We start from the raw sequence: 21,044 nt of genomic DNA on the forward strand, positions 1-21,044 counted from the left end.
ATCCCCTCACCGAGCGAGCCAGATTTGAAACTACCACGCCTGAAGTCCCCCCTTGCCCCGCTGGCCGCCGCCTGCGCCATGCTGATCTCCCAAACCGCCGCCGCGCTGCCGAACACCAGCGACACGCGCATGCTGAGCGAGCCCGCAGTCTCTGCGCGCCACATCGCCTTTATGTACGCGGGCGACCTGTGGCTGGCGAATCTGGACGGCAGCGCGCCGCGCCGCCTGACTTCGGACCTGGGCGAGAAATCCAACCCGGTGTTTTCGCCGGACGGCAAACTGGTGGCTTACACCGCACAGCTGGACGGCAATGCGGACGTGTATGTGCTGCCGGTGGAAGGCGGCGTGCCCAAGCGTTTGACCTACCATCCCGGCCAGGACATCGTGCAAGGCTTTGCGCCCGACGGCAAATCGGTGCTGTTCACGTCGCCGCGCGCGGCCTTCAACAACCGCTTCCGCAAATTGTTCACCGTGCCTGTGACCGGCGGCGTGGAGACCGAACTGGAAATTCCGAACGCGGCGCGCGCCGCCTACTCGCCGGATGGCAAGCGCGTGGCATATAACCCATTCTCTCCAGCCTTCCTGCAATGGAAACGCTATCGCGGCGGCACCAACTCCGTCCTGTGGCTGTACAGCTTCGGCGACAAGTCGGTGGAGAAAATCCCGCAGCCTGCCACGCACGCCAACGACGTGGACCCGGTCTGGATAGGCGACACCGTCTACTTCCGCTCGGACCGCAGCGGCGAATTCAACCTGCACGCCTACGACCTGAAAACCAAGGCCGTGCGCCAGATCACCAACCACCGCGACTTCCCGGTGCTGAATATCTCCGCGTCGGGCAACACGCTGGTGTACGAGCAGGCCGGCTATCTGCACACGCTGGGCCTCGGCAACCAGGCCAATGCGCAAGCCCGCAAGCTCACCGTGGGTGTGAGCACGGACCTGGGCCTGACTCGCGAGCGCTGGGTGCGCGGCGCGCGCTACATCCGCAACGCGTCCATTTCGCCGTCCGGCGCGCGCGTGGCCTACGAGTTCCGGGGCGAGATCGTCACCATCCCCGCCGACAAGGGCGATGTGCGCAACCTCACGCAGACCTCGTCCGCGCACGAGCGCAACCCGGCCTGGTCGCCGGACGGCCGCTCGGTGGCCTATATTTCGGACGAATCCGGCGAATACGAACTGCACATCCGCGCCCAGGACGGCAAAGGCGCGCCCAAGAAACTCAAGCTCACCGGCGCAGGCTACTACGACAACCTGGTATGGTCGCCCGACTGCAAGAAGATCGCCTACACCGACAACGCCTGGACCCTGTACGTGCTGGACATCGCCACCGGCACGACGAAGAAGGTGGCCTCCGAGCCGCTGTATGGCGTGAACAAAACGCTGCGCGCCGCGTGGGCGCCGGACTCGCGCTGGATCGCCTACGCGCTCAATTCGATGAGCTACACGCGCAGCGTCTACATCTACTCGCTGGAGCAGAACAAATCGCATGCGGTGACGGATGGCCTGTCGGACGTGGCCAATCCCGTGTTCGACAAGAGCGGCAAGTATCTGTACTTCTTCGCCTCCACCAACGCCGGCCCGAGCAACAACTGGTTCTCGCAGCAGAACGAGGACAACCAGGTCACGCGCACCATCTGGATGGCGGTGCTGCGGCGCGACCTGCCTTCGCCGCTGATCAAGGAAAGCGACGAGGAGAAGGGCGCACCGGCTGCGAAAGAACCGGAGAAGAAGGACGCCGCCAAGACCGCCAAGGCCGAACCCGAGGCGGCCGAAGCAGCCAAGGCCGATCCCAAGATCGACCCCAAGACCGGCCGCGACGACCCGAAGGTGGCGCTGGCCGTGGTCGCTCCCATCAGCATAGACTTCGACGGCATCGACACTCGCATCATCGACCTGCCCGTCCCCGCTGCGAAAATCTCCGACCTGGATGTGGGCGCCGCCGGGCAGATCTTCTTCGTGCGCGACGCGGACGGCAAGAAGGCCATTCAGCGTTTCGACCTGAAGGACAGGAAAACCGAGACCCTGGTGGCGGAATCGGACGGCTACGACATTTCCGCCGACGGCAAGAAGCTGCTCTACGTGTTCAAGGACAACTGGGCCATGGGTTCGGCCACCGGCAAGCTGCTGCCGCCGGGCGAAGGCCGCATCAAGGTCGACAGTATCGAAGTGAAAGCCGAGCCGCGCGCCGAGTGGACGCAAATCTTCAACGAAGCCTGGCGCATCAACCGCGACTTCTTCTACGACCCCGGCATGCACGGCGTGGACTGGAACAAGATGCGCGCCAAATACGCCGCTTTCCTGCCCGACTTGTCCAGCCGCGCTGACCTGAACCGGCTGATACAGTGGATGTGCAGCGAACTGGCGGTGGGCCACCATCGCGGCGGCGGGGGCGACAACTTTATCGAAAGCCGCGCCGTGCCGGGCGGCCTGCTGGGCGCGGACTACGAGATCGCCAATGGCCATTACCGCTTCAAGAAAGTGTACGGTGGCCTGAACTGGAATCCCTCGCTGCGCGCGCCGCTTACCGAACCGGGCCTGAACGTGAAGGCGGGAGAGTACCTGCTGGCGGTGGAAAGCCGTCCGCTGCTGCCGCCCACCAATCTGTACAGCGCGTTTGAAAACACCGCCAACAAGGCCATCGACATTACCGTCGGTCCCAACGCGGACGGCAGCAAGTCGCGCACCATCACCGTGGTTCCCGTGCCCAGCGAGGACGCGCTGCGCAACCGCGACTGGGTGGAGGGGAATATCCGCAAAGTCAACGCCGCCACCAACGGCCGCGTGGCCTATGTCTACGTGCCCAACACGGCGGGCCTGGGCCACACCTACTTCAAGCGCTACTTCTTCCCGCAGGCCGACAAGGATGCCGTCATCATCGACGAGCGCTTCAACGGCGGCGGCAGCGTGGCGGACTACTACATCGAGATCCTGCAGAAAAAAGAGATCGCTTGGTGGACCATGCGCTACGGCGCGGACATGAAGACGCCGTCCGCCTCCATCCAGGGCCCGCGCGCCATGCTGATCGACGAGACGGCCGGTTCCGGCGGCGACCTGCTGCCGTGGATGTTCCGCAAAAACCAAATGGGGCCGCTGATCGGCAAGCGCACCTGGGGCGGCCTGGTGGGCATCCTCGGCTTCCCGGTGCTGATGGACGGCGGCACGATCACGGCGCCCAACCTGGCGTTCTGGACGCGCGACGGCGGCTGGGGCGTGGAGAACGAGGGCGTGGCGCCGGACATCGAAGTGGAGCAGACGCCGGCCGAAGTGATCGCGGGCCGCGACCCGCAGCTGGAGAAGGCGATCGAGGTGATCAAGGCGGAACTGGCGAAGAATCCGCCGGTGCGGCCTGTGCGTCCGGCCTTCCCGGACAAGAGCAAGTAATCAGCCGGTGCGGCCGAGTTTGCTCCGCATCAGCTGCGGGTAGCCGAACCACATGGTAATCAGCAGCGCAAAGGCGCCGCCCCCGCCGCATGCGGCGAGGGTGGTGTCGCCTGTCACCATTTGCAGCACCACGAACACGTCGAGCGAGATGGCTGCCGCCAAGGGCGCCAGCGCATAGCAGATGCAGCGCGACGACAGTGCGATGGCGCGCTGCGAAATATGGAAAGGTTCGGCCTGGCGATGGTAGGCGGCCGGCATCATGACGAGGGCGATCGCCACCACCACCAGCGCCAGTGCGGCGACGTGGCAGTCCTGCACCAGCATGGGCAGCTGCTTGAACGGCTCGTTGAAGACGGCGATGGTCTGGAAGCCGAACAGGGCCTGCACGCCGGGCAGCACCATGCGCGCCTCCTCGATCACCCGGCCCATTTGCTCTTTCAGCGACTCCTTTTCCACCTGATCCATAGCGCTCCCCCGATCAGCCGATTGTAGCGGTGGCGCTGGGCAGGGGGCGCGCAGTTTGGCGGGTTACGCGCTTTGCGCTAACCCGCCCTACGCAGCGACGAATCTCGCGTCCATCGTAGGGCGGGTTAGCGGAGCGTAACCCGCCGGACAAGCGTGCTAACCACCCTGTTCGCCGCGCAAGCGGCGCCACAGCGTGGTGCGGCTGATGCCCAGGTAATCCGCAGCGGCGTCGCGGCGGCCGCCGAAGCGCGCCAGCACGGCGCTGGCGCTTTCCCGGCCGCTGGCGCCGTCCTGCGCGGCGGCCGCCATCGATGCGGCAGGCAGCGTTCCCTGCACTGCAACCATGCTGGCGCTGCTTTGCAGCTCCGGCGCCACGCCAAGCACAAAGCCCGGCGTGAGCGCCTGCAGCGGCTCGGCTGCCAGGAACAGCGCCAGCCGCTCGGTCAGGTTGCGCAGCTCGCGCACATTGCCGGGCCAGCCGTAGCCCAGCAGTAGCGGGGCGCAGGCGTTGATCTCGGCATGCAGGTTGGGGTGCGGCCGCGCGCCCAGCGCCGCCAGCGCATTCTTCAGCGACCACTCGGCCAGCGGCACGATATCCTCGCGCCGCTCGCGCAGCGGCGGCAGCGCCAGGCGCAGCACCGCCAGCCGGTAGAACAGGTCGGCCCGGAAGCGTCCCTCGCGCACGCGCTGCTCCAGGTCGCAGTGCGTGGCGCTGATGATGCGCACATTGATGGCGACCGGCCGCGTGCCGCCCACCCGCACCACTTCCCGTTCCTCCAGCACCCGCAGCAAGCGCGTTTGCAGCGCCAGGGGCATTTCGCCTATCTCGTCCAGGAACAGCGTGCCACGGTTGGCCGCTTCGAACAGGCCGGCGTGCCCGCCGCGCCGCGCGCCGGTGAACGCGCCTTCCTCGTGTCCGAACAGCTCGGACTCGAGCAGCGATTCGGCGATGGCGCCGCAGTTGACCGCCACAAATGGCCGGCTGGCGCCCAGGCTGCGCGGCGCCTCGCGGTGGATTGCCTGCGCCACCAGCTCCTTGCCGCAGCCGGTCTCGCCCTGGATCAGCACCGTGGCTGGCGACTTCGCGTACAGCACCACGGCCTGCCGCATCTTCTCCATGGCGGCCGAATCGCCGCGCAAATCGTTCAGGCCGTGCCGCGCGCGCAGCGTGTCCGCCACCACGCCCAGGCGGCTGCGCGCGCGGTTCGATTCGAGCTGGGTCAGGCGCGCCATCTCCAGCGCGTCGTCGAAGGCGCGCCGTATCGACGCGGCGGAGTAGACGAACACCGCCGTCAGCCCGGCTTCTTCGGCCAGGTCGGTAATCAGCCCGGCGCCGACGATGGCGCGCACGCCGGAGGCTTTCAGCTCGTTGATCTGGGCCCGCGCGTCCTCCTCGGTGGCGTAGGTGCGCTGCTCCACGCCGAAGCCGAAGGTGGCGGCGAATTCGGACAGCTCGGGCATCTTCTCCTGGTAGGTGACGACGGCGATGCGCTCGGACACGCGCCGCGCCCGCGCCAGCGCCTGCATCACGTCGAAGCCGCTCGCCTTGGCGATCACCACCGGCACCGACAGGCGGCCCTTCAGATAGGCAGCGTTGGAGCCGGCCGCGATCACCGCGTCGCAGCGCTCGGTGGCCATGCGCTCGCGGATGTGGCGCGCCGCCTCGTCGAAGCCCAGGTTGATCGGCTCGATGGTGGCCAGGTTGTCGTATTCGAGCGTGATGTCGCGGAACAGTTCGGACAGGCGCGATACGGCCACCGTCCAGATGACGGGTTTGTCGGCCGGGTCGAAGGGGGGCGGGGCGGATGGGCGCATGTTTCAATTATAGGCCACGTTTCGCAACTTAATGTTTCAGTGTTTCAAAATGAAACGCGCGAACAGCAGCACCATAGTGCCAAGTGCTTGATTTTGCTATGTTTCACCGGCTGGCACGGCGCTTGCAATAGTGGCTGCAACCTAACTTGAAAGGGCATCACATGAGCCAATACTCCGCAGGCGCCGCGTTCCGCAAAGCCGTCCAGGAAGAATCCCCGCTGCAGGTCGTCGGCGCCATCAACGCCAACCACGCCCTGCTGGCGAAGCGCGCCGGATTCAAGGCCATCTACCTGTCCGGCGGCGGCGTCGCGGCCGGCTCGCTGGGCCTGCCCGACCTGGGCATCTCCAGCCTGGACGACGTGCTGACCGACGTGCGCCGCATTACCGACGTGTGCGACCTGCCGCTGCTGGTGGACGTGGACACCGGCTTCGGCGCCTCCGCCTTCAACGTGGCGCGCACCGTCAAGTCCATGATCAAGTTCGGCGCCGCCGCCATGCACATCGAAGACCAGGTGGGCGCCAAGCGCTGCGGCCATCGTCCGGGCAAGGAGATCGTCACCAAGGCTGAAATGGTGGACCGCATCAAGGCCGCGGTGGACGCCCGTACCGACGAAAACTTCGTCATCATGGCGCGCACCGACGCGCTGGCCGTGGAAGGGCTGGACGCCGCCATCGAACGCGCCGTGGCCTGCGTGGAAGCCGGCGCCGACATGATCTTCCCGGAAGCGATGATCTCGCTGGACATGTACAAGCAGTTCGCCAAGGCGGTGGGCGTGCCCATCCTGGCCAATATCACCGAATTCGGTTCCACCCCGCTGTTCACCGTGGACGAGCTGCGCACCGCCGACGTGGGCCTGGTGCTGTATCCGCTGTCCGCTTTCCGCGCCATGAACAAGGCCGCTGAAAGCGTCTACGGCGCCATCCGCCGCGACGGCACGCAGCAGAACGTGCTCGACACCATGCAGACCCGCGCCGAACTGTACGACCGCATCAACTACCACGACTTCGAGCAGAAGCTCGACGCGCTGTTCGCCGCGCAAAAGAAATAATCCGCGTCCGGCGGGTTACGGCGCGCTGCGCCTAACCCGCCCTACGTCATCAGCGCAAATTATCGTAGGGCGGGTTAGGCCGCAGGCCGTAACCCGCCAAGTATTCAAGGAGACCCCAAAATGACCGAACAAGCCCCAACCTTCAAGCCCAAGAAATCCGTCGCCCTGTCCGGCGTCACCGCCGGCAATACCGCACTGTGCTCCGTCGGCAAGACCGGCAACGACCTGCACTACCGCGGCTACGACATCCTGGACGTGGCCACCACCAGCGAGTTCGAAGAAATCGCCTTCCTGCTGGTGCACGGCAAGCTGCCGACCCAGTCGGAACTGAACGCCTACAAGACCAAGCTGAAATCGCTGCGCGGCCTGCCACAAGCCGTGAAGTCGGCGCTGGAAGCGCTGCCCGCGTCGGCCCACCCGATGGACGTGATGCGCACCGGCGTATCCGTGCTGGGCTGCGTGCTGCCGGAGAAGGACGACCACAATGTGCCGGGCGCGCGCGACATCGCCGACCGCCTGATGGCTTCCTTCGGCTCCATGCTGCTGTACTGGTACCACTACAGCCATAACGGCAAGCGCATTGAAGTGGAAACCGACGACGACTCCATCGGCGGCCACTTCCTGCACCTGCTGCATGGCGAGAAGCCTTGCGAATCGTGGGTGAAAGCCATGCACGTGTCGCTGATCCTGTATGCGGAGCACGAGTTCAATGCATCGACCTTCACCAGCCGCGTCATCGCCGGCACGGGTTCGGACATCCATTCCGCCATCACCGGCGCCATCGGCGCGTTGCGCGGCCCGAAACACGGCGGCGCCAACGAATTCGCCTTCGAGATCCAGAAGCGCTACGAGAACGCCGACGAAGCTGAAGCGGACATCCGCAAGCGCGTGGAAAACAAGGAAGTGGTGATCGGCTTCGGCCATCCTGTGTACACTATCTCCGACCCTCGCAACGTGGTCATCAAGGAAGTGGCGCGCAAGCTGTCCGAGGAAGCCGGTTCCACCAAGATGTTCGACATCGCCGAGCGCCTGGAATCGGTCATGTGGGAAATCAAGAAGATGTTCCCCAACCTGGACTGGTTCTCGGCCGTGTCCTACCACATGATGGGCGTGCCGACCGCCATGTTCACGCCGCTGTTCGTCATCTCGCGCACCTCCGGCTGGGCTGCCCACATTATCGAACAGCGCATCGACAACAAGATCATCCGCCCGAGCGCAAATTACGTCGGCCCGGACGACCTGAAGTTCATGCCGATCAAGGACCGCAAATAATGAATACGCTACACCGCAAAGCCCTTCCGGGCACCAAGCTCGATTTCTTCGACGCGCGCGCCGCAGTCGACGCGATCCAGCCGGGCGCATACGACAAGCTGCCCTACACCTCGCGCGTGCTGGCCGAAAACCTGGTGCGCCGCTGCGAGCCCGCCACGCTGAACGCCTCGCTGTCCCAGCTCATCGAGCGCAAGCGCGACCTGGACTTCCCATGGTTCCCTGCGCGCGTGGTCTGCCACGACATCCTGGGCCAGACCGCGCTGGTGGACCTGGCCGGCCTGCGCGACGCCATCGCCCTGCAAGGCGGCGACCCTGCGCTGGTCAATCCCGTGGTGCCGACCCAACTGGTGGTGGACCACTCGCTGGCGGTGGAATGCGGCGGCTTTGATCCGGACGCCTTCGACAAGAACCGCGCCATTGAAGACCGCCGCAACGAAGACCGCTTCGACTTCATCAACTGGACCAAGAAGGCGTTCAAGAACGTCGACGTGATCCCGCCGGGTAACGGCATCCTGCACCAGATCAACCTTGAGCGCATGTCGCCGGTGGTGCAGGTGCAGAACGGCGTGGCCTATCCGGATACGCTGGTGGGCACCGACTCGCACACGCCGATGGTGGACGCGCTGGGCGTGATCGCCATCGGCGTGGGCGGCCTGGAAGCGGAAAGCGTGATGCTGGGCCGCGCATCGTGGATGCGTTTGCCGGACATTATCGGCGTGGAGCTGACCGGCAAGCCGCAGCCCGGCATCACCGCCACCGACACGGTGCTGGCGCTGACCGAATTCCTGCGCAAGGAAAAAGTGGTGTCGTCCTACCTGGAGTTCTTCGGCGAGGGCGCTTCGCACCTCACGCTGGGCGACCGCGCCACCATCTCCAACATGGCGCCGGAATTCGGCTCCACCGCCGCCATGTTCTACATCGACGAGCAGACAATCAAGTACCTCAAGCTCACCGGCCGCGACGCCGCGCTGGTGGACCTGGTGGAGGTATATGCCAAGGAAACCGGCCTGTGGGCAGATGAGCTGAAGCACGCCGAATATGAACGCGTGATCCGCTTCGACCTCTCGACCGTGGTGCGCAACATTGCCGGCCCGTCCAATCCGCACAAGCGCGTGCCGACCTCCGAGCTGGCCGCGCGCGGCATCTCGGGCGTGGTGGAAAACGAACCTGGCTTGATGCCCGACGGCGCCGTCATCATCGCCGCCATCACCAGCTGCACCAACACCAACAACCCGCGCAATATGATCGCCGCCGGCCTGCTGGCGCGCAACGCCAACAAGCTGGGGCTGACCCGCAAGCCGTGGGTGAAAAGCTCGCTGGCGCCCGGCTCCAAGGCCGTGACCCTGTACCTGGAAGAAGCGCACCTGATGCCCGAGCTGGAGCAGCTGGGCTTCGGCGTGGTGGCTTACGCCTGCACCACGTGCAACGGCATGTCCGGCGCGCTGGATCCGGTGATCCAGAAGGAAGTGATCGACCGCGACCTGTACGCCACCGCCGTCCTGTCCGGCAACCGCAACTTCGACGGCCGCATCCACCCTTACGCCAAGCAGGCCTTCCTGGCCTCGCCTCCGCTGGTGGTGGCCTACGCCATCGCGGGCACCATCCGTTTCGATATCGAGAAGGACGTGCTGGGCGTGAGCGCGGACGGCAAGGAGATCCGCCTGGCCGACATCTGGCCTAGCGACGAGGATATCGACGCGCTGGTTGCTGCCAGCGTGAAGCCGGAGCACTTCCACAAGGTCTACATTCCCATGTTCGCCAAGCAGGAAGACGACGGCATCAAAGTGAGCCCGCTTTACGACTGGCGCCCGCAGACCACCTACATCCGCCGTCCGCCGTACTGGGAAGGCGCGCTGGCCGGCGCGCGCACGCTGTCGGGCATGCGTCCGCTGGCCGTCCTGGGCGACAACATCACCACCGACCACCTGTCGCCATCGAACGCCATCATGATGGACAGCGCGGCCGGCGAGTACCTGCACAAAATGGGCTTGCCGGAGGAGGACTTCAACTCCTACGCCACCCACCGCGGCGACCACCTGACCGCGCAGCGCGCCACCTTCGCCAACCCCACGCTGAAGAACGAGATGGTGCTGGAAGACGGCAAGGTGAAAGCCGGTTCGCTGGCGCGTGTTGAGCCGGAAGGCAAGGTCACGCGCATGTGGGAAGCCATCGAGACCTATATGGAGCGCAAGCAGCCGCTGATCATCATCGCCGGTGCGGACTACGGCCAGGGTTCCTCGCGCGACTGGGCCGCCAAGGGCGTGCGCCTGGCCGGCGTGGAAGCCATCGCGGCCGAAGGCTTCGAGCGCATCCACCGCACCAACCTGGTGGGCATGGGCGTGCTGCCGCTGGAGTTCATGCCGGGCGTGAACCGCCTGACCCTGGGCATAGACGGCACCGAGACCTACGACGTGCTAGGCGAGCGCACCCCGCGCGCCACGCTGACGCTGGTGATCACGCGCAGGAACGGCGAGCAGCTCAACGTTCCCGTCATCTGCCGCCTGGACACCGCCGAGGAAGTTTCGATCTACGAAGCGGGCGGCGTGCTGCAGCGCTTCGCGCAGGACTTCCTCGAATCCGCAAAGGCCGCATAAGTGCTGGCGGGTTAAGCGCTTCGCGCTAACCCGCCCTACGAAATCCCGGAGGCGTTCCGGTATCACGTAGGGCGGGTTAGGCCGAAGGCCGTAAGCCGCCATTTCACCAGGACCAAAAAATATGGCACACCAAACTCAAATCAAAATCCCCGCCACCTATATGCGCGGCGGCACCAGCAAGGGCGTGTTCTTCCGGCTGCAGGACTTGCCGGCGGCCGCGCAAGTGCCGGGCAAGGCGCGCGACGCCTTGCTGCTGCGCGTGATCGGCAGCCCGGACCCTTACGGCAAGCAGATCGACGGCATGGGCGGCGCCACCTCCAGCACCAGCAAGACGGTCATCCTGTCCAAGTCCGCCAGGGCGGAGCATGACGTGGACTACCTCTTCGGCCAGGTCGCTATCGACAAGGCCTTCGTGGACTGGAGCGGCAACTGCGGCAACCTGTCCGCCGCCGTTGGCGCTTTCGCCATCAGCGGCGGCCTGGTGGACGCGGACCGCGTGCCGCGCGACGGCGTGGCCGTGGTGCGCATCTGGCAGGCCAACATCGCCAAGACCATCATCGCCCACATCCCCATGTCCAATGGCGAAGTGCAGGAAACCGGCGACTTCGAACTGGACGGCGTGACCTTCCCGGCCGCCGAAGTGCAGCTCGAATTCATGGACCCGGCGGCGGACGAGGAGGGCGCCGGAGGCTCGATGTTCCCGACCGGGAACCTGGTCGACGAGCTGGAGGTGCCCGGCGTGGGCACCTTCAAGGCCACGATGATCAACGCCGGCATTCCCACCATCTTCGTCAACGCGGAAGACATCGGCTACACCGGCACCGAGCTGCAGGACGCCATCAATGGCGACGCCAAGGCGCTGGCCCGCTTTGAAACCATACGCGCGCACGGCGCGCTGCGCATGGGCCTGATCAAGCATATCGACGAAGCGGCGCAGCGGCAGCACACCCCCAAGGTGGCCTTCGTGGCGCCGCCGGCCGGCTACACCTCGTCCAGCGGCAAGCAGGTCGCGGCGGGCGACATCGACCTGCTGGTGCGCGCGCTCTCGATGGGCAAGCTGCACCACGCCATGATGGGCACCGCTGCGGTGGCCATCGGCACGGCGGCGGCGGTGCCGGGCACGCTGGTCAACCTGGCCGCCGGCGGCGGAGCACGCAGCGCGGTGCGCTTCGGCCATCCGTCCGGCACGCTGCGGGTGGGTGCCGAGGCGGCCCGGGCGGACGGCGAATGGAGCGTCACCAAGGCCATCATGAGCCGCAGCGCGCGGGTGCTGATGGAGGGCTGGGTCCGGGTGCCGGGCGACGCTTTCTAGCCTGTCACTGTCCTTGCTTTGTTGTAACTATGCCCGCTATACGCGGGCATAGCCGCTTTTAGAGGCCGCTGTCGGCGTGCGCGGTGGCGGACCCGCACGTTGTGGTTTATGATCTGCCAACTACGCTGCCACAGGAGACCGGCACGTTACTAAAAGGTGCCCAGGTGTACATGAGTCGTGTTCCACCCCATCCGGATTCCGTGGCCGAAGCCTTGCAGCTGATCGGCCTGCCAGCGTGCGCATGCGGCGGCGACGGGCTGGTGCTCGCCTCCAGCCCGGAACTGGACGAACTGCTGGGCTTCGCCGCCCGTGGCCGTCCGGTGGCTGACGTGTTCGCGCGCCACGCGCGCAGCGACAGCATGGCGCGGCTGGACGCCGCCATGGGCGGCAAGGCCGGCGCTGGCGCTGCGGACAGCGCCGACGCCAAGGCGGCGCGGCAATGGGACAGCTGCCTGGCCCACGCCACCGGCCAGTACATCCCGGTGCAGGCCACGCTCAAGCCCCTGCCCGGCGAAGGCCCGGCGGCCGGCGCCATCGTGGTGTTCCACGACACCAGCGGCTTCCAGCGCGACCAGCGCGCGCTGCGCAAGACCTTGCTGGAACAGCAGGCCATCCTGGAAAACGCGGCGGTCGGCATCATCTTCGGCAAGTCGGGCTCCATCATCGAGTGCAATATCCGCGCGGCCGAAATGTTCGGCTATGCGCGCGACGAGTTGGAAGGCGCCAGCGGCAATATCCTGTACGGCAGCGACGAAATCCGCCAGGGCGTGGCCGATCAGTCGCGCCCCTTGCTGACGCAGGGGCAGTCCTACAAGACCGAAATCCAGCTGCGCCGCAAGGACGGCACGCTGTTCTGGGGCCGCCTGTATGGCCGTTCGCTCGACCCGTCCGACATCGCCGAGGGCACGGTCTGGATCGTGGAGGACATCAGCGAGCAGCGCGCAGCCGAGGAAAGCATGCGCCAGCTGCTGATGGAGCAGAACGCCATTCTCGACAATGCCTCGGTCGGCATCCTGTTCACCAAGGCGCAGACCCTGTTGAACTGCAATCCGCGCATGGCCGAAATGTTCGGCTACACGCGCGAGGAAATGTACGGACGCCCGGCGGTGGAAGTATTCCCCTCGCCGCAGGCCTACGCCGAATTCGGCATGGAGGCCGGCCCCTTGCTGGGCAGCGGCCAGCCCTTCGAGAAGAAGGAATTCCAGTTCAAGCGCAAGGACGGCAGCCTGCTGTGGTGCCGCGTGCGGGCACAGGCCATCAGCCACGAGCGCAGCGATGGCGGCACCATCTGGATCATGGAAGACATTACGCAGTCGCGCCAGACGCAGATGGAAGTCGAAGCCATCATGACGAACGCGTCGATCAGCATCCTGTTCACCAAGAACCGCATCATCACGCGCTACAACCGCGGCTTTGCGGAGATGTTCCGCTACGAAGGCGACGAGGGCCTGGGCCTGACCGGCATGTCGCTGTATCCGTCGCAGGCCGCCTACGAGCGCCTGGGCGCGGCCGCCACGCCCTTCCTCATGGTGGGCAAGCCCTTCCAGACCGAAGTGGAAATGCGGCGCAAGGACAACACCACCTTCTGGGCCCAGCTGATCGCCTACGTGGTGAATCCGGACGACCCCAGCCAGGGCACCATCTGGATCGCCGAAGACCGCACCGAACAGAAGCTGGCCGAGGAATCGCTGCGCAACGCGCTGCTGGAAAACCAGGCGATACTGGACAGCGCGGTGCTGGGCATCTCGGTGTGCGAGGGCGGCTACAACCTGCGCTGCAACACCAAGATGGAAGAACTGTTCGGCTACGCGCCGGGCGAAATGAACAACCTGAGCGTGCAGGCCTTCTACGCCGATATCGAGTCCTGGGACATGGCGCGCAAGCAGACCGCGCGCGACTTCCGCTCCGGCCACGTCAACACCTCCGAGTACCAGCTGGTGCGCAAGGACGGCAGCCGCTTCTGGGCGCGCCTGTCCGGCCGGCCCTTCGACATGGCGCAGCCGCGCGGCCGCTCGGTATGGCTGGTGGACGACATCACCGCGCGCCGCGCCGACGCCGAAGCGGTGCGCCAGGCGCGCGATGAACTGGAAGTGCGGGTGCTGGAACGCACCGCCGAACTGGCCGGCGCCAACGCCCAGCTGCAAGGCGAGATCGTCGAACGGCGCCAGGCCGAGGCGCGCGTGCACCACATGGCCTACCACGACACCCTGACCGGCCTGCCCAACCGCGCGCTGCTGGCCGACCGCCTGGACCGCGCCATGCTCTCCGCGCAGCGCTCCGAGCGGCGCCTGGCTGTGATGTTCCTGGACCTGGACCGCTTCAAGACCATCAACGACTCGCTGGGCCACCTGACCGGCGACCAGCTGCTCAAGGAAGTGGCCAGCCGCCTGTGCCGCGCCGTGCGCGCCAGCGACACCGTGGCCCGCCTGGGCGGCGATGAATTCGTGGTGCTGGTGCCGGGCATACGCTCGATCGAAGAAGCGAGCCGGGTGGCCGAGAAAATCATCGAATCGCTGGCTGTGCCTTTCCCGCTGGAAGGGCGCATGCTGCACATCACGCCGTCCATCGGCATCTGCGTCTACCCGGACGACGGCGAGGACGTGGAAACGCTGATGCGCCACGCCGACGGCGCCATGTACCACGCCAAGGCGTCCGGCCGCAACAACTACCAGTTCTTCACGCCGAAGATGAACGTGTCGGCGGCGCAGCGCTTCGAGCTGGAAAACAGCCTGCGCAGCGCGCTGTCGCTGGGCCAGTTCGAACTGCATTTCCAGCCCATCATGGACATCGCCACGCGCCGCGTGCACGCCATGGAGGTGCTGCTGCGCTGGCGCCGTCCCGGCCAGGGGCTGGTGATGCCGGACAGCTTTATCCCGCTGATCGAAGAGAACGGCATGATCGTGCCGATAGGCGAGTGGGTGATGCGCAGCGCCTGCGAGCAGAGCATGGAGTGGCTCAGGATGGGCCTGCAGCCGGTGCCGCTGGCCGTGAATTTGTCGCCGCGCCAGTTCATGCACCGCGGCCTGGTGGAATCGATCCGCCGCATCCTGGACGAAACCGGCATAGACCCGTCCATGATCGAGTTTGAAATCACCGAGACGGCGCTGATGCAGCACGGCGAGCACACCATGGAAATCCTGGGGCAGATCAACGCCATGGGCATCCGGCTGTCGATCGACGATTTCGGCACCGGCTATTCCAGCCTGGCTTACCTGAAGCGCTTCCCGGTCAGGAAGATCAAGATCGACCGCGCCTTCATCAAGGAGCTGGAGGAGAGCGCGGAGGACCGCGCCATCGTGGCGGCCATCATCGCGCTATCGGACAGCCTGCAGATGCCGGTGGTGGCTGAAGGCGTGGAAACGGAAGGGCAGTTCGCCCTGCTGCAGCGCCAGGGCTGCCGCTATGCGCAAGGCTATCTGTTCTCGCAGCCGGTCCCCCACGCCAACGCCCAGCACATGCTGGACCGGAAAACGGCTTAGTCGCTCAGCGTGGCGATCACCGGCGCGTGGTCCGAAGGCTGTTCCCACTTGCGCGGCGCGCGGTCCACCATGCAGGCCGTGCAGCGCGCGGCCAGCGGCGGCGACAGCAGCACATGGTCGATGCGCACGCCCTTGTTCTTCTGGAAGCCCAGCATGCGGTAATCCCACCAGCTGAAGGTCTTCTCGGCCTGTTCGAACAGGCGGAAGGAATCCGTCAGGCCCAGCGCGAACAGCGCCTGCAGCGCGGCGCGCTCCGGCTCCGAGCACAGCACCTGTCCGGCCCACGCCACCGGATCATGCACGTCGCGGTCGTCCGGCGCGATGTTGTAGTCGCCCAGCACGGCCAAGTTGGGGTGCTGCGCCGCTTCCAGTTCCAGCCAGTGGCGGAACGACGCCAGCCAGCCCAGCTTGTATTCATACTTGTCCGTGCCCACCGCCTGGCCGTTCGGCACATAGGCGCACACCACGCGCACGCCGGCCGTGGTGACGGCCAGGATGCGCTGCTGCGCGTCCTCGTAATGCGGATTGTTGACCACTACGTCCGTCATCGGCTGCTTGGACAGGATGGCCACGCCGTTGTAGGTCTTCTGGCCGCTGAACACCACGTGGTAGCCGGCCGCCTCGATGGCGGCGGTAGGGAACTTGTCGTCGGTCAGCTTGGTCTCTTGGATGCACAGCACATCGACCGGATTTTCCTCCAGCCATTTGAGCACGTGGGGCAGGCGGACGTTCAGCGAGTTGACGTTCCAGGTTGCGAGTTTCATGGCGTTTGTCTTTCTTCGTAAATCAAGTTTTCACGCATTCTAACCGAATGCCTCGCCGCGTTCCGCATCGAGCAGGAAGTCCCGCAGCAGCTGGGCGCTGGGGCCGATGCGCTGGGCGTGGACCAGGTAGATTTCCAGCGGCGCGGTCTCCACTTCCGGCAGCACATGCACCAACTCGCCCGACGCGATCAGCGCGGCCGCGTCGTAGGCGGGCAGGCGCGCCATGCCTTCGCCGGCCAGCACGAAAGCCAGCCGCGCCGCCGCGCTGTCGGTCACCACGTCGCCCCGGATGGGGATCAGGATCTCCTGCCCGCCGGCGCGCGCGGCCAGGCTGCGCTGGCTGGGCGGGTAGGCGATCCAGCGGTGTGATCCCAGCTCGGCCACGGTGGCTGGCGCGCGGTGGCGGCGCAGGTAGGCGGGCGAGGCGCACAGCATGGTCTGTTCGCGCAGCAGGCGGCGCGCGATGAGCGCGGAATCGGCCAGCGGCCCGGCGCGCACGGCCAGCTCTATGCCGTGCTGCACCAGATCCACATTGGCGTCGCTCATGGCCACGTGCAGGCGGATGGCCGGATAGCGCCGCCGGAACTCGAGCAGCGCCGGCAGGATGCGCTTGTTGCCGAAGTGGTGGGAGCAGGTGATGCGGACCTCGCCGCGCGGTTCGGCGCGCAGCAGCTCCATGCCGCGTATGCCGTCCTGCGCCTCGTCGAGCAGGCGTTCGCAATGCACGCGGAAGGCTTCGCCGGCCGGCGTGAGGCTGAAGCTGCGCGTGCTGCGCTGGGCCAGCGGCACGCCCAGCTTGGCTTCCAGCGCGCGAATGTGGTGGCTGACGACGGCGCGGGTCAGCCCCAGCGCGCGGGCGCCGGCGGCGAAGCTGCCGCTGCGCACCACGGTCGCAAACACCGCCATGGCGCGCAGCTCGTCGAGTATGGGGGAGTGGTCTTTCATTTCAAAGATTGTATCAAATTGTTTGACATTGAGTCATGCTGGCAGTATCTACCCGATATCCTTGCGCGCTCCTATAGTTAGCTCATGCCCCGGAACACTGGGATTTCTTGCAGACTGAAGGAGATTGCCATGAGTGTGAAACATGTACTGTTTATTTTGACAAATGCCGCTGAAATCGGCCCGAACAAACGCGCTACGGGATATTTCTTCCCTGAAGTCGCCCACCCGGTGGAAGTATTCGAGCATGCGGGTGTTGCGGTGGAATACGCGTCGCCGCTGGGCGGCACCCCTCCGCATGACGGCTACGACGAGAACGATCCGGCGCAGCGCGCCTTCCTCGGCAGCCCGGCCATGCGCCGCATGGCGCACAGCCGCAAGCTGTCCGAAGTCGATGTGGCCAACTACGACGCCATCTTCTTCCCCGGCGGCCTGGGTCCCATGGTGGACATCGCCACCGACCCGGACGTGAAGCGCGCCGTGGCGCGTGCCTGGGATGCGGGCAAGATCGTGGCCGCCGTCTGCCACGGCCCCGCCGCCTTGCTGGGTGTGACGCTGGCGGATGGCACGCCGCTGCTGCGCGGCCGCCAGCTGACTTCCTTCTCGAACGAGGAGGAAGCGGGCTACGCCGAGGCCGACGTGCCCTTCAAGCTGGAGGATGCGCTGCGTGAAGAAGGCGCCGCGTACTCGGCGGCGGCAGTGTGGCAGGAGAAGGTGGTGGTCGACGGGCGCTTGCTGACCGGCCAGAATCCGGCCTCGGGCGCGCCGCTGGCGCAAGCCATCGTCGCCGCGCTGAACGGAGCGCAGCAATGAGCGCGGCCGGCCACATCACCGTCGCCGCCCGCTGGCAGGTGAAGGAGGGCGCTTTCAGCGAAGTGCTCGCCATCGTTGCCGAATTGCGTCCGCTGTCGCTGGGCGAGCCGGGCTGCCTGGGCTACGAGGTGTACCAGGGCGTGGACGCGCCGAACAGCCTGCTGCTGTTCGAGCGCTACCGCGACGAGGCCGCGCTCGACGCCCACAAGCAGTCGTCCCACTACCAGGGCCTGGTGGTGGGGCGCATCCTGCCCCTGCTGGAGGACCGGCGGGTGGAATTTTTCAGCGCGAAGTAAGTCCAAGCCCGCTAGCGTCGCAGCGGGCTTTTTCTATTGTGTTGGCGGAAATCTTACAAAGCCGCATCATATAGCCTGGTAAAAAAGCCGGCCGGAAACCGTACTGTAAATGGCACTATCGATAGGCAAGCTGTTTGCAAAATGTAACAATCTAAAAAATAATTGCCGATAGTGCTTCATTGTTATCAAATTGGTACTAATATTCCATAAACGGCTGCCGAAAACAGAAATATACTTAAAGAACTCGGGATGACACTGAATTTTCCACGCAGCAACACTTTTGATGCAAAAAAAGTTAGAATATCGTTGGAACGCATCAATAAATGGTACTATTGGGAAATAGTTGTTGTTTAAACAGTGAGATGTGCGCGAAGCATTTGTAAAGGACTGAAATGCGATCTGCATTTGAAGCATGGGCGCAACGCGATGGCCACATTGTGCGCCGCCGCGAAGACAAGCCAGAAGAATACCTGGTATTCGAAACGCAACGCCGCTGGGTGATCTGGCAGGCGGCGCTGGAGCACGGCAAAACGCCGGCGGGGCGAAAGACGGCAGCGCAGAAGGAAGCAGCTGCCGCCGAGAAAGCCGCCGCTGCGCGTTCGCCGGGCCTGCAGCGCGCGCCGGCCTTGAGCCAGGACGACGCTGTGGTTCGCAACCAGGTGCTCAATGAGGTACTGGACGCGTTTTCGCGGCTGAATGGCGAGTCGGGCATGGAAGACATACTCCAGGTGATACAGAGCCTGAAGCAGCCTGCCAAGCCGCAAGCCATCGAGCGTGCAATGGACAGCAAGGCCATCGAGCGCTAACAGCCGCCGATACGGCTTGCAGCGGGCAGCGCCTGACGGCGCCGCCCCGGATAGTTGCCGCCTTGCCTAAAGGACTCATATGTCCCGCCCAGCCTTGTTTGCCGCTGCTGCCGCCCTGACGTTGGTGGCCGGCTGCGGCACTCTGACCGAATCCCCGACCCAGCAAGTGCTGGTGCAGACCGTGCTCGACCACCGCGAAGTGGCGGGCGTGGGCTGCATCCTGTACAACGACGCGGGCAAATGGTTTGTCACCACGCCTGCGCGCGTGGAAATCCGCAAGAGCTCCGGCCAGCTGCGGGTGGACTGCCGCCTGGAGCGCGCCGCCTGGGCTTTCGAGAAAATCAATTCCAGGGAAAACGGTACGCTGTGGGGCAATGTGGCCCTGACGGCAGGCGTGGGCATCGTGGTCGACCGCAACACGGGGCAGGGCTTCGACTATCCCGCCGTGCTGACGGTGGAGATGAAGCGTTTCGATGCGGGAGACGGGCGCGCGCCGCCGGATGCGGGACGCGCGGTGTACTGAGCAAAAAAAACGGGCCTTGCGGCCCGTTTGTTATTTATACCCTGTTGATCAGGAAGTTCGTCAGCAGCGGCACCGGACGGCCGGTGGCGCCCTTGGCGCCGCCCGACTTCCAGGCGGTGCCGGCGATGTCCAGGTGGGCCCAGTTGTACTTGCGGGTGAAGTTCTCCAGGAAGGCGGCCGCCGTGCACGACGCGCCGCCCGGCGAGCCGATGTTGGCCAGGTCGGCGAAGTTGGACTTCAGCTGCTCGTTGTACTGTTCGCCGATCGGCAGGCGCCAGGCGGTGTCGCCGGTAGCTTTGCCCGCTGCCAGCAACTCGGCCGCCAGCGCGTTGTGGGCGTCGTCGTCGCGCGTGAACAGGCCGCTGTTGTGGTGGCCCAGGGCCACGATGCAGGCGCCGGTCAGGGTGGCGATGTCGATCACGGCGGCCGGGTTGAAGCGCTCGGCATAGGTCAGGGCGTCGCACAGCACCAGGCGGCCTTCGGCGTCGGTGTTCAGGATCTCGATGGTCAGGCCGTTCATGGAGCTGACGATGTCGCCCGGCTTGGTGGCGCGGCCGGAAGGCATGTTCTCGCAGGCGGCGATCACGCCGATCACGTTCGATTTCAGGCCCATTTCGCCGATGGCGCGGAAGGTGCCCAGCACGGAAGCGGCGCCGCACATGTCGTACTTCATCTCGTCCATGCCGGGGCCGGCCTTGATCGAAATGCCGCCGGTGTCGAATGTGATGCCTTTACCTACCAGCACCACCGGCGCGTCCTTGGCCTTGCCGCCTTTGTGCTTCAGCACGATGAACTTGGGCGGCTGCTCGCTGCCGTTGGTGACGGACAGGAAGCTGCCCATCTTCAGCGCTTCGAGCTGCTTGCGGTCCAGGATCTCGACGTCGAAGCCGAAGTCCTTGGCCAGCTTCTTGGCGGTGTTGGCCAGGTAGGTCGGGGTGCAGACGTTGGCCGACAGGTTGCCAAGGTCCTTGGTCAGTTCCATGCCGTTGGCGATGGCGACCGCTTGCGACAGCGCCAGCTTGTTGGCGGCGTTGTTGGCCACAGCCAGCGCCACTTTCTTCACGCCGGCAGGGGCCGGGTCTTTTTTGCTCTTCTGGCTGTCGGTGCGGTAGATGCTCTCGCGGCCGGCCTGCACCACGGTGCGGATGGCCCACGCCGCGTCGCGCTCTTTCACTTCTTCCATTGGTAGTGCGATAATGGCGTCCGCCGCGCCCAGGGTGGAAAACACCTTGATCGCAGCTTGCACGCCGGAGGCGAAGCTTTTCTCGCCGGCCGCTTCATCGGCGCCCAGGCCGACCAGCAGCACGCGTTCGGCGGCGGCGCCCTTCAGGCCGCGCAGCAGCAGCGAGGTGCCCGCTTTGCCGGTGATGTCGCCGGACTTCAGCGCAGCCGTGATTTCGCCGGCGCTGTCGAGGGCCTTGGCGGCTGGCGACAGCTTCTTGTTTTCGAATACCGCGACGGCGATGCAGCCGGTTTTGGCGGACGCAATGGTGTTTTTTGCGTCGAATGCTTTTATGCTAAAGTCCATTA

15 protein-coding genes are annotated in these 21,044 nt (G+C 65.5%); 10 read left to right on the forward strand and 5 right to left on the reverse strand.

All coding sequences use genetic code 11. The annotated features are described in order from the left end of the window. Positions 1-24: 24 nt before the first annotated feature. Positions 25-3,384, forward strand: a complete 3,360-nt coding sequence (locus tag GTP77_RS25095; RefSeq protein WP_229202359.1) for a S41 family peptidase — start codon at positions 25-27, stop codon at positions 3,382-3,384. On the opposite strand, the gene GTP77_RS25100 is transcribed toward GTP77_RS25095, so the two are convergent. Next, the gene (locus tag GTP77_RS25100) at positions 3,385-3,849 is read right to left on the reverse strand and encodes a DUF6328 family protein (RefSeq protein ID WP_223149398.1); all 465 of its coding nucleotides are present in this window, start codon (positions 3,847-3,849) and stop codon (positions 3,385-3,387) included. 156 nt (positions 3,850-4,005) lie between these two features. After that, a complete protein-coding gene (prpR, locus tag GTP77_RS25105; protein WP_161074888.1) occupies positions 4,006-5,664 on the reverse strand; it encodes a propionate catabolism operon regulatory protein PrpR in 1,659 nt (552 codons plus the stop codon). Between the two features lie 161 nt (positions 5,665-5,825). Here prpR and prpB point away from each other — a divergent pair, with 161 nt between their 5' ends. The 5 genes from prpB (at position 5,826) to GTP77_RS25130 (ending at position 15,370) form a co-directional block, all read left to right on the forward strand. Continuing rightward, on the forward strand, positions 5,826-6,713 hold the full coding sequence (gene prpB / locus GTP77_RS25110; protein WP_161074889.1) for a methylisocitrate lyase: 888 nt from the start codon (positions 5,826-5,828) through the stop codon (positions 6,711-6,713). A 120-nt stretch (positions 6,714-6,833) separates the two neighbouring features. Next, positions 6,834-7,985: a bifunctional 2-methylcitrate synthase/citrate synthase gene (gene prpC, locus GTP77_RS25115; protein WP_161074890.1), complete on the forward strand. Its 1,152-nt coding sequence runs from the start codon at positions 6,834-6,836 to the stop codon at positions 7,983-7,985. Beyond that, a complete protein-coding gene (gene acnD / locus GTP77_RS25120; protein ID WP_161074891.1) occupies positions 7,985-10,579 on the forward strand; it encodes a Fe/S-dependent 2-methylisocitrate dehydratase AcnD in 2,595 nt (864 codons plus the stop codon). Before prpC ends, acnD begins: the two co-directional genes overlap by 1 nt. 121 nt (positions 10,580-10,700) lie before the next feature. Next, the gene (gene prpF / locus GTP77_RS25125; RefSeq protein ID WP_161074892.1) at positions 10,701-11,891 is read left to right on the forward strand and encodes a 2-methylaconitate cis-trans isomerase PrpF; all 1,191 of its coding nucleotides are present in this window, start codon (positions 10,701-10,703) and stop codon (positions 11,889-11,891) included. 170 nt (positions 11,892-12,061) lie between these two features. Next, positions 12,062-15,370, forward strand: a complete 3,309-nt coding sequence (locus tag GTP77_RS25130) for a bifunctional diguanylate cyclase/phosphodiesterase (RefSeq protein WP_161074893.1) — start codon at positions 12,062-12,064, stop codon at positions 15,368-15,370. Here the strand turns inward: GTP77_RS25130 and xth are convergent. Further along, the gene (gene xth / locus GTP77_RS25135; protein WP_161074894.1) at positions 15,367-16,134 is read right to left on the reverse strand and encodes an exodeoxyribonuclease III; all 768 of its coding nucleotides are present in this window, start codon (positions 16,132-16,134) and stop codon (positions 15,367-15,369) included. The genes GTP77_RS25130 and xth overlap by 4 nt on opposite strands. Positions 16,135-16,173: 39 nt before the next feature. Beyond that, entirely contained in the window at positions 16,174-17,079 is a 906-nt protein-coding gene (locus tag GTP77_RS25140; RefSeq protein WP_161074895.1) for a LysR family transcriptional regulator, read from the reverse strand. A 129-nt stretch (positions 17,080-17,208) separates the two neighbouring features. Here GTP77_RS25140 and GTP77_RS25145 point away from each other — a divergent pair, with 129 nt between their 5' ends. The 4 genes from GTP77_RS25145 (at position 17,209) to GTP77_RS25160 (ending at position 19,514) form a co-directional block, all read left to right on the forward strand. Further along, positions 17,209-17,889: a type 1 glutamine amidotransferase domain-containing protein gene (locus GTP77_RS25145; protein WP_161074896.1), complete on the forward strand. Its 681-nt coding sequence runs from the start codon at positions 17,209-17,211 to the stop codon at positions 17,887-17,889. Continuing rightward, complete coding sequence (locus GTP77_RS25150) at positions 17,886-18,185, forward strand: putative quinol monooxygenase (RefSeq protein ID WP_161074897.1); 300 nt, start codon at positions 17,886-17,888, stop codon at positions 18,183-18,185. The genes GTP77_RS25145 and GTP77_RS25150 overlap by 4 nt, the downstream gene beginning before the upstream one ends. 392 nt (positions 18,186-18,577) lie before the next feature. Further along, a complete protein-coding gene (locus GTP77_RS25155) occupies positions 18,578-18,991 on the forward strand; it encodes a phiTE_015 family protein (protein ID WP_161074898.1) in 414 nt (137 codons plus the stop codon). Positions 18,992-19,070: 79 nt separating this feature from the next. Then, positions 19,071-19,514, forward strand: a complete 444-nt coding sequence (locus GTP77_RS25160; RefSeq protein ID WP_161074899.1) for a hypothetical protein — start codon at positions 19,071-19,073, stop codon at positions 19,512-19,514. Between the two features lie 34 nt (positions 19,515-19,548). Here GTP77_RS25160 and GTP77_RS25165 read toward each other — a convergent pair whose 3' ends face one another. Further along, positions 19,549-21,042, reverse strand: coding sequence for a leucyl aminopeptidase (locus tag GTP77_RS25165; RefSeq protein WP_161074900.1), 1,494 nt, complete (start codon positions 21,040-21,042; stop codon positions 19,549-19,551). Positions 21,043-21,044 lie beyond the last annotated feature (2 nt).

It is taken from the genome of Pseudoduganella aquatica, assembly GCF_009857595.1.
Taxonomy (GTDB): Bacteria; Pseudomonadota; Gammaproteobacteria; order Burkholderiales; family Burkholderiaceae_D; genus Rugamonas; species Rugamonas aquatica_A.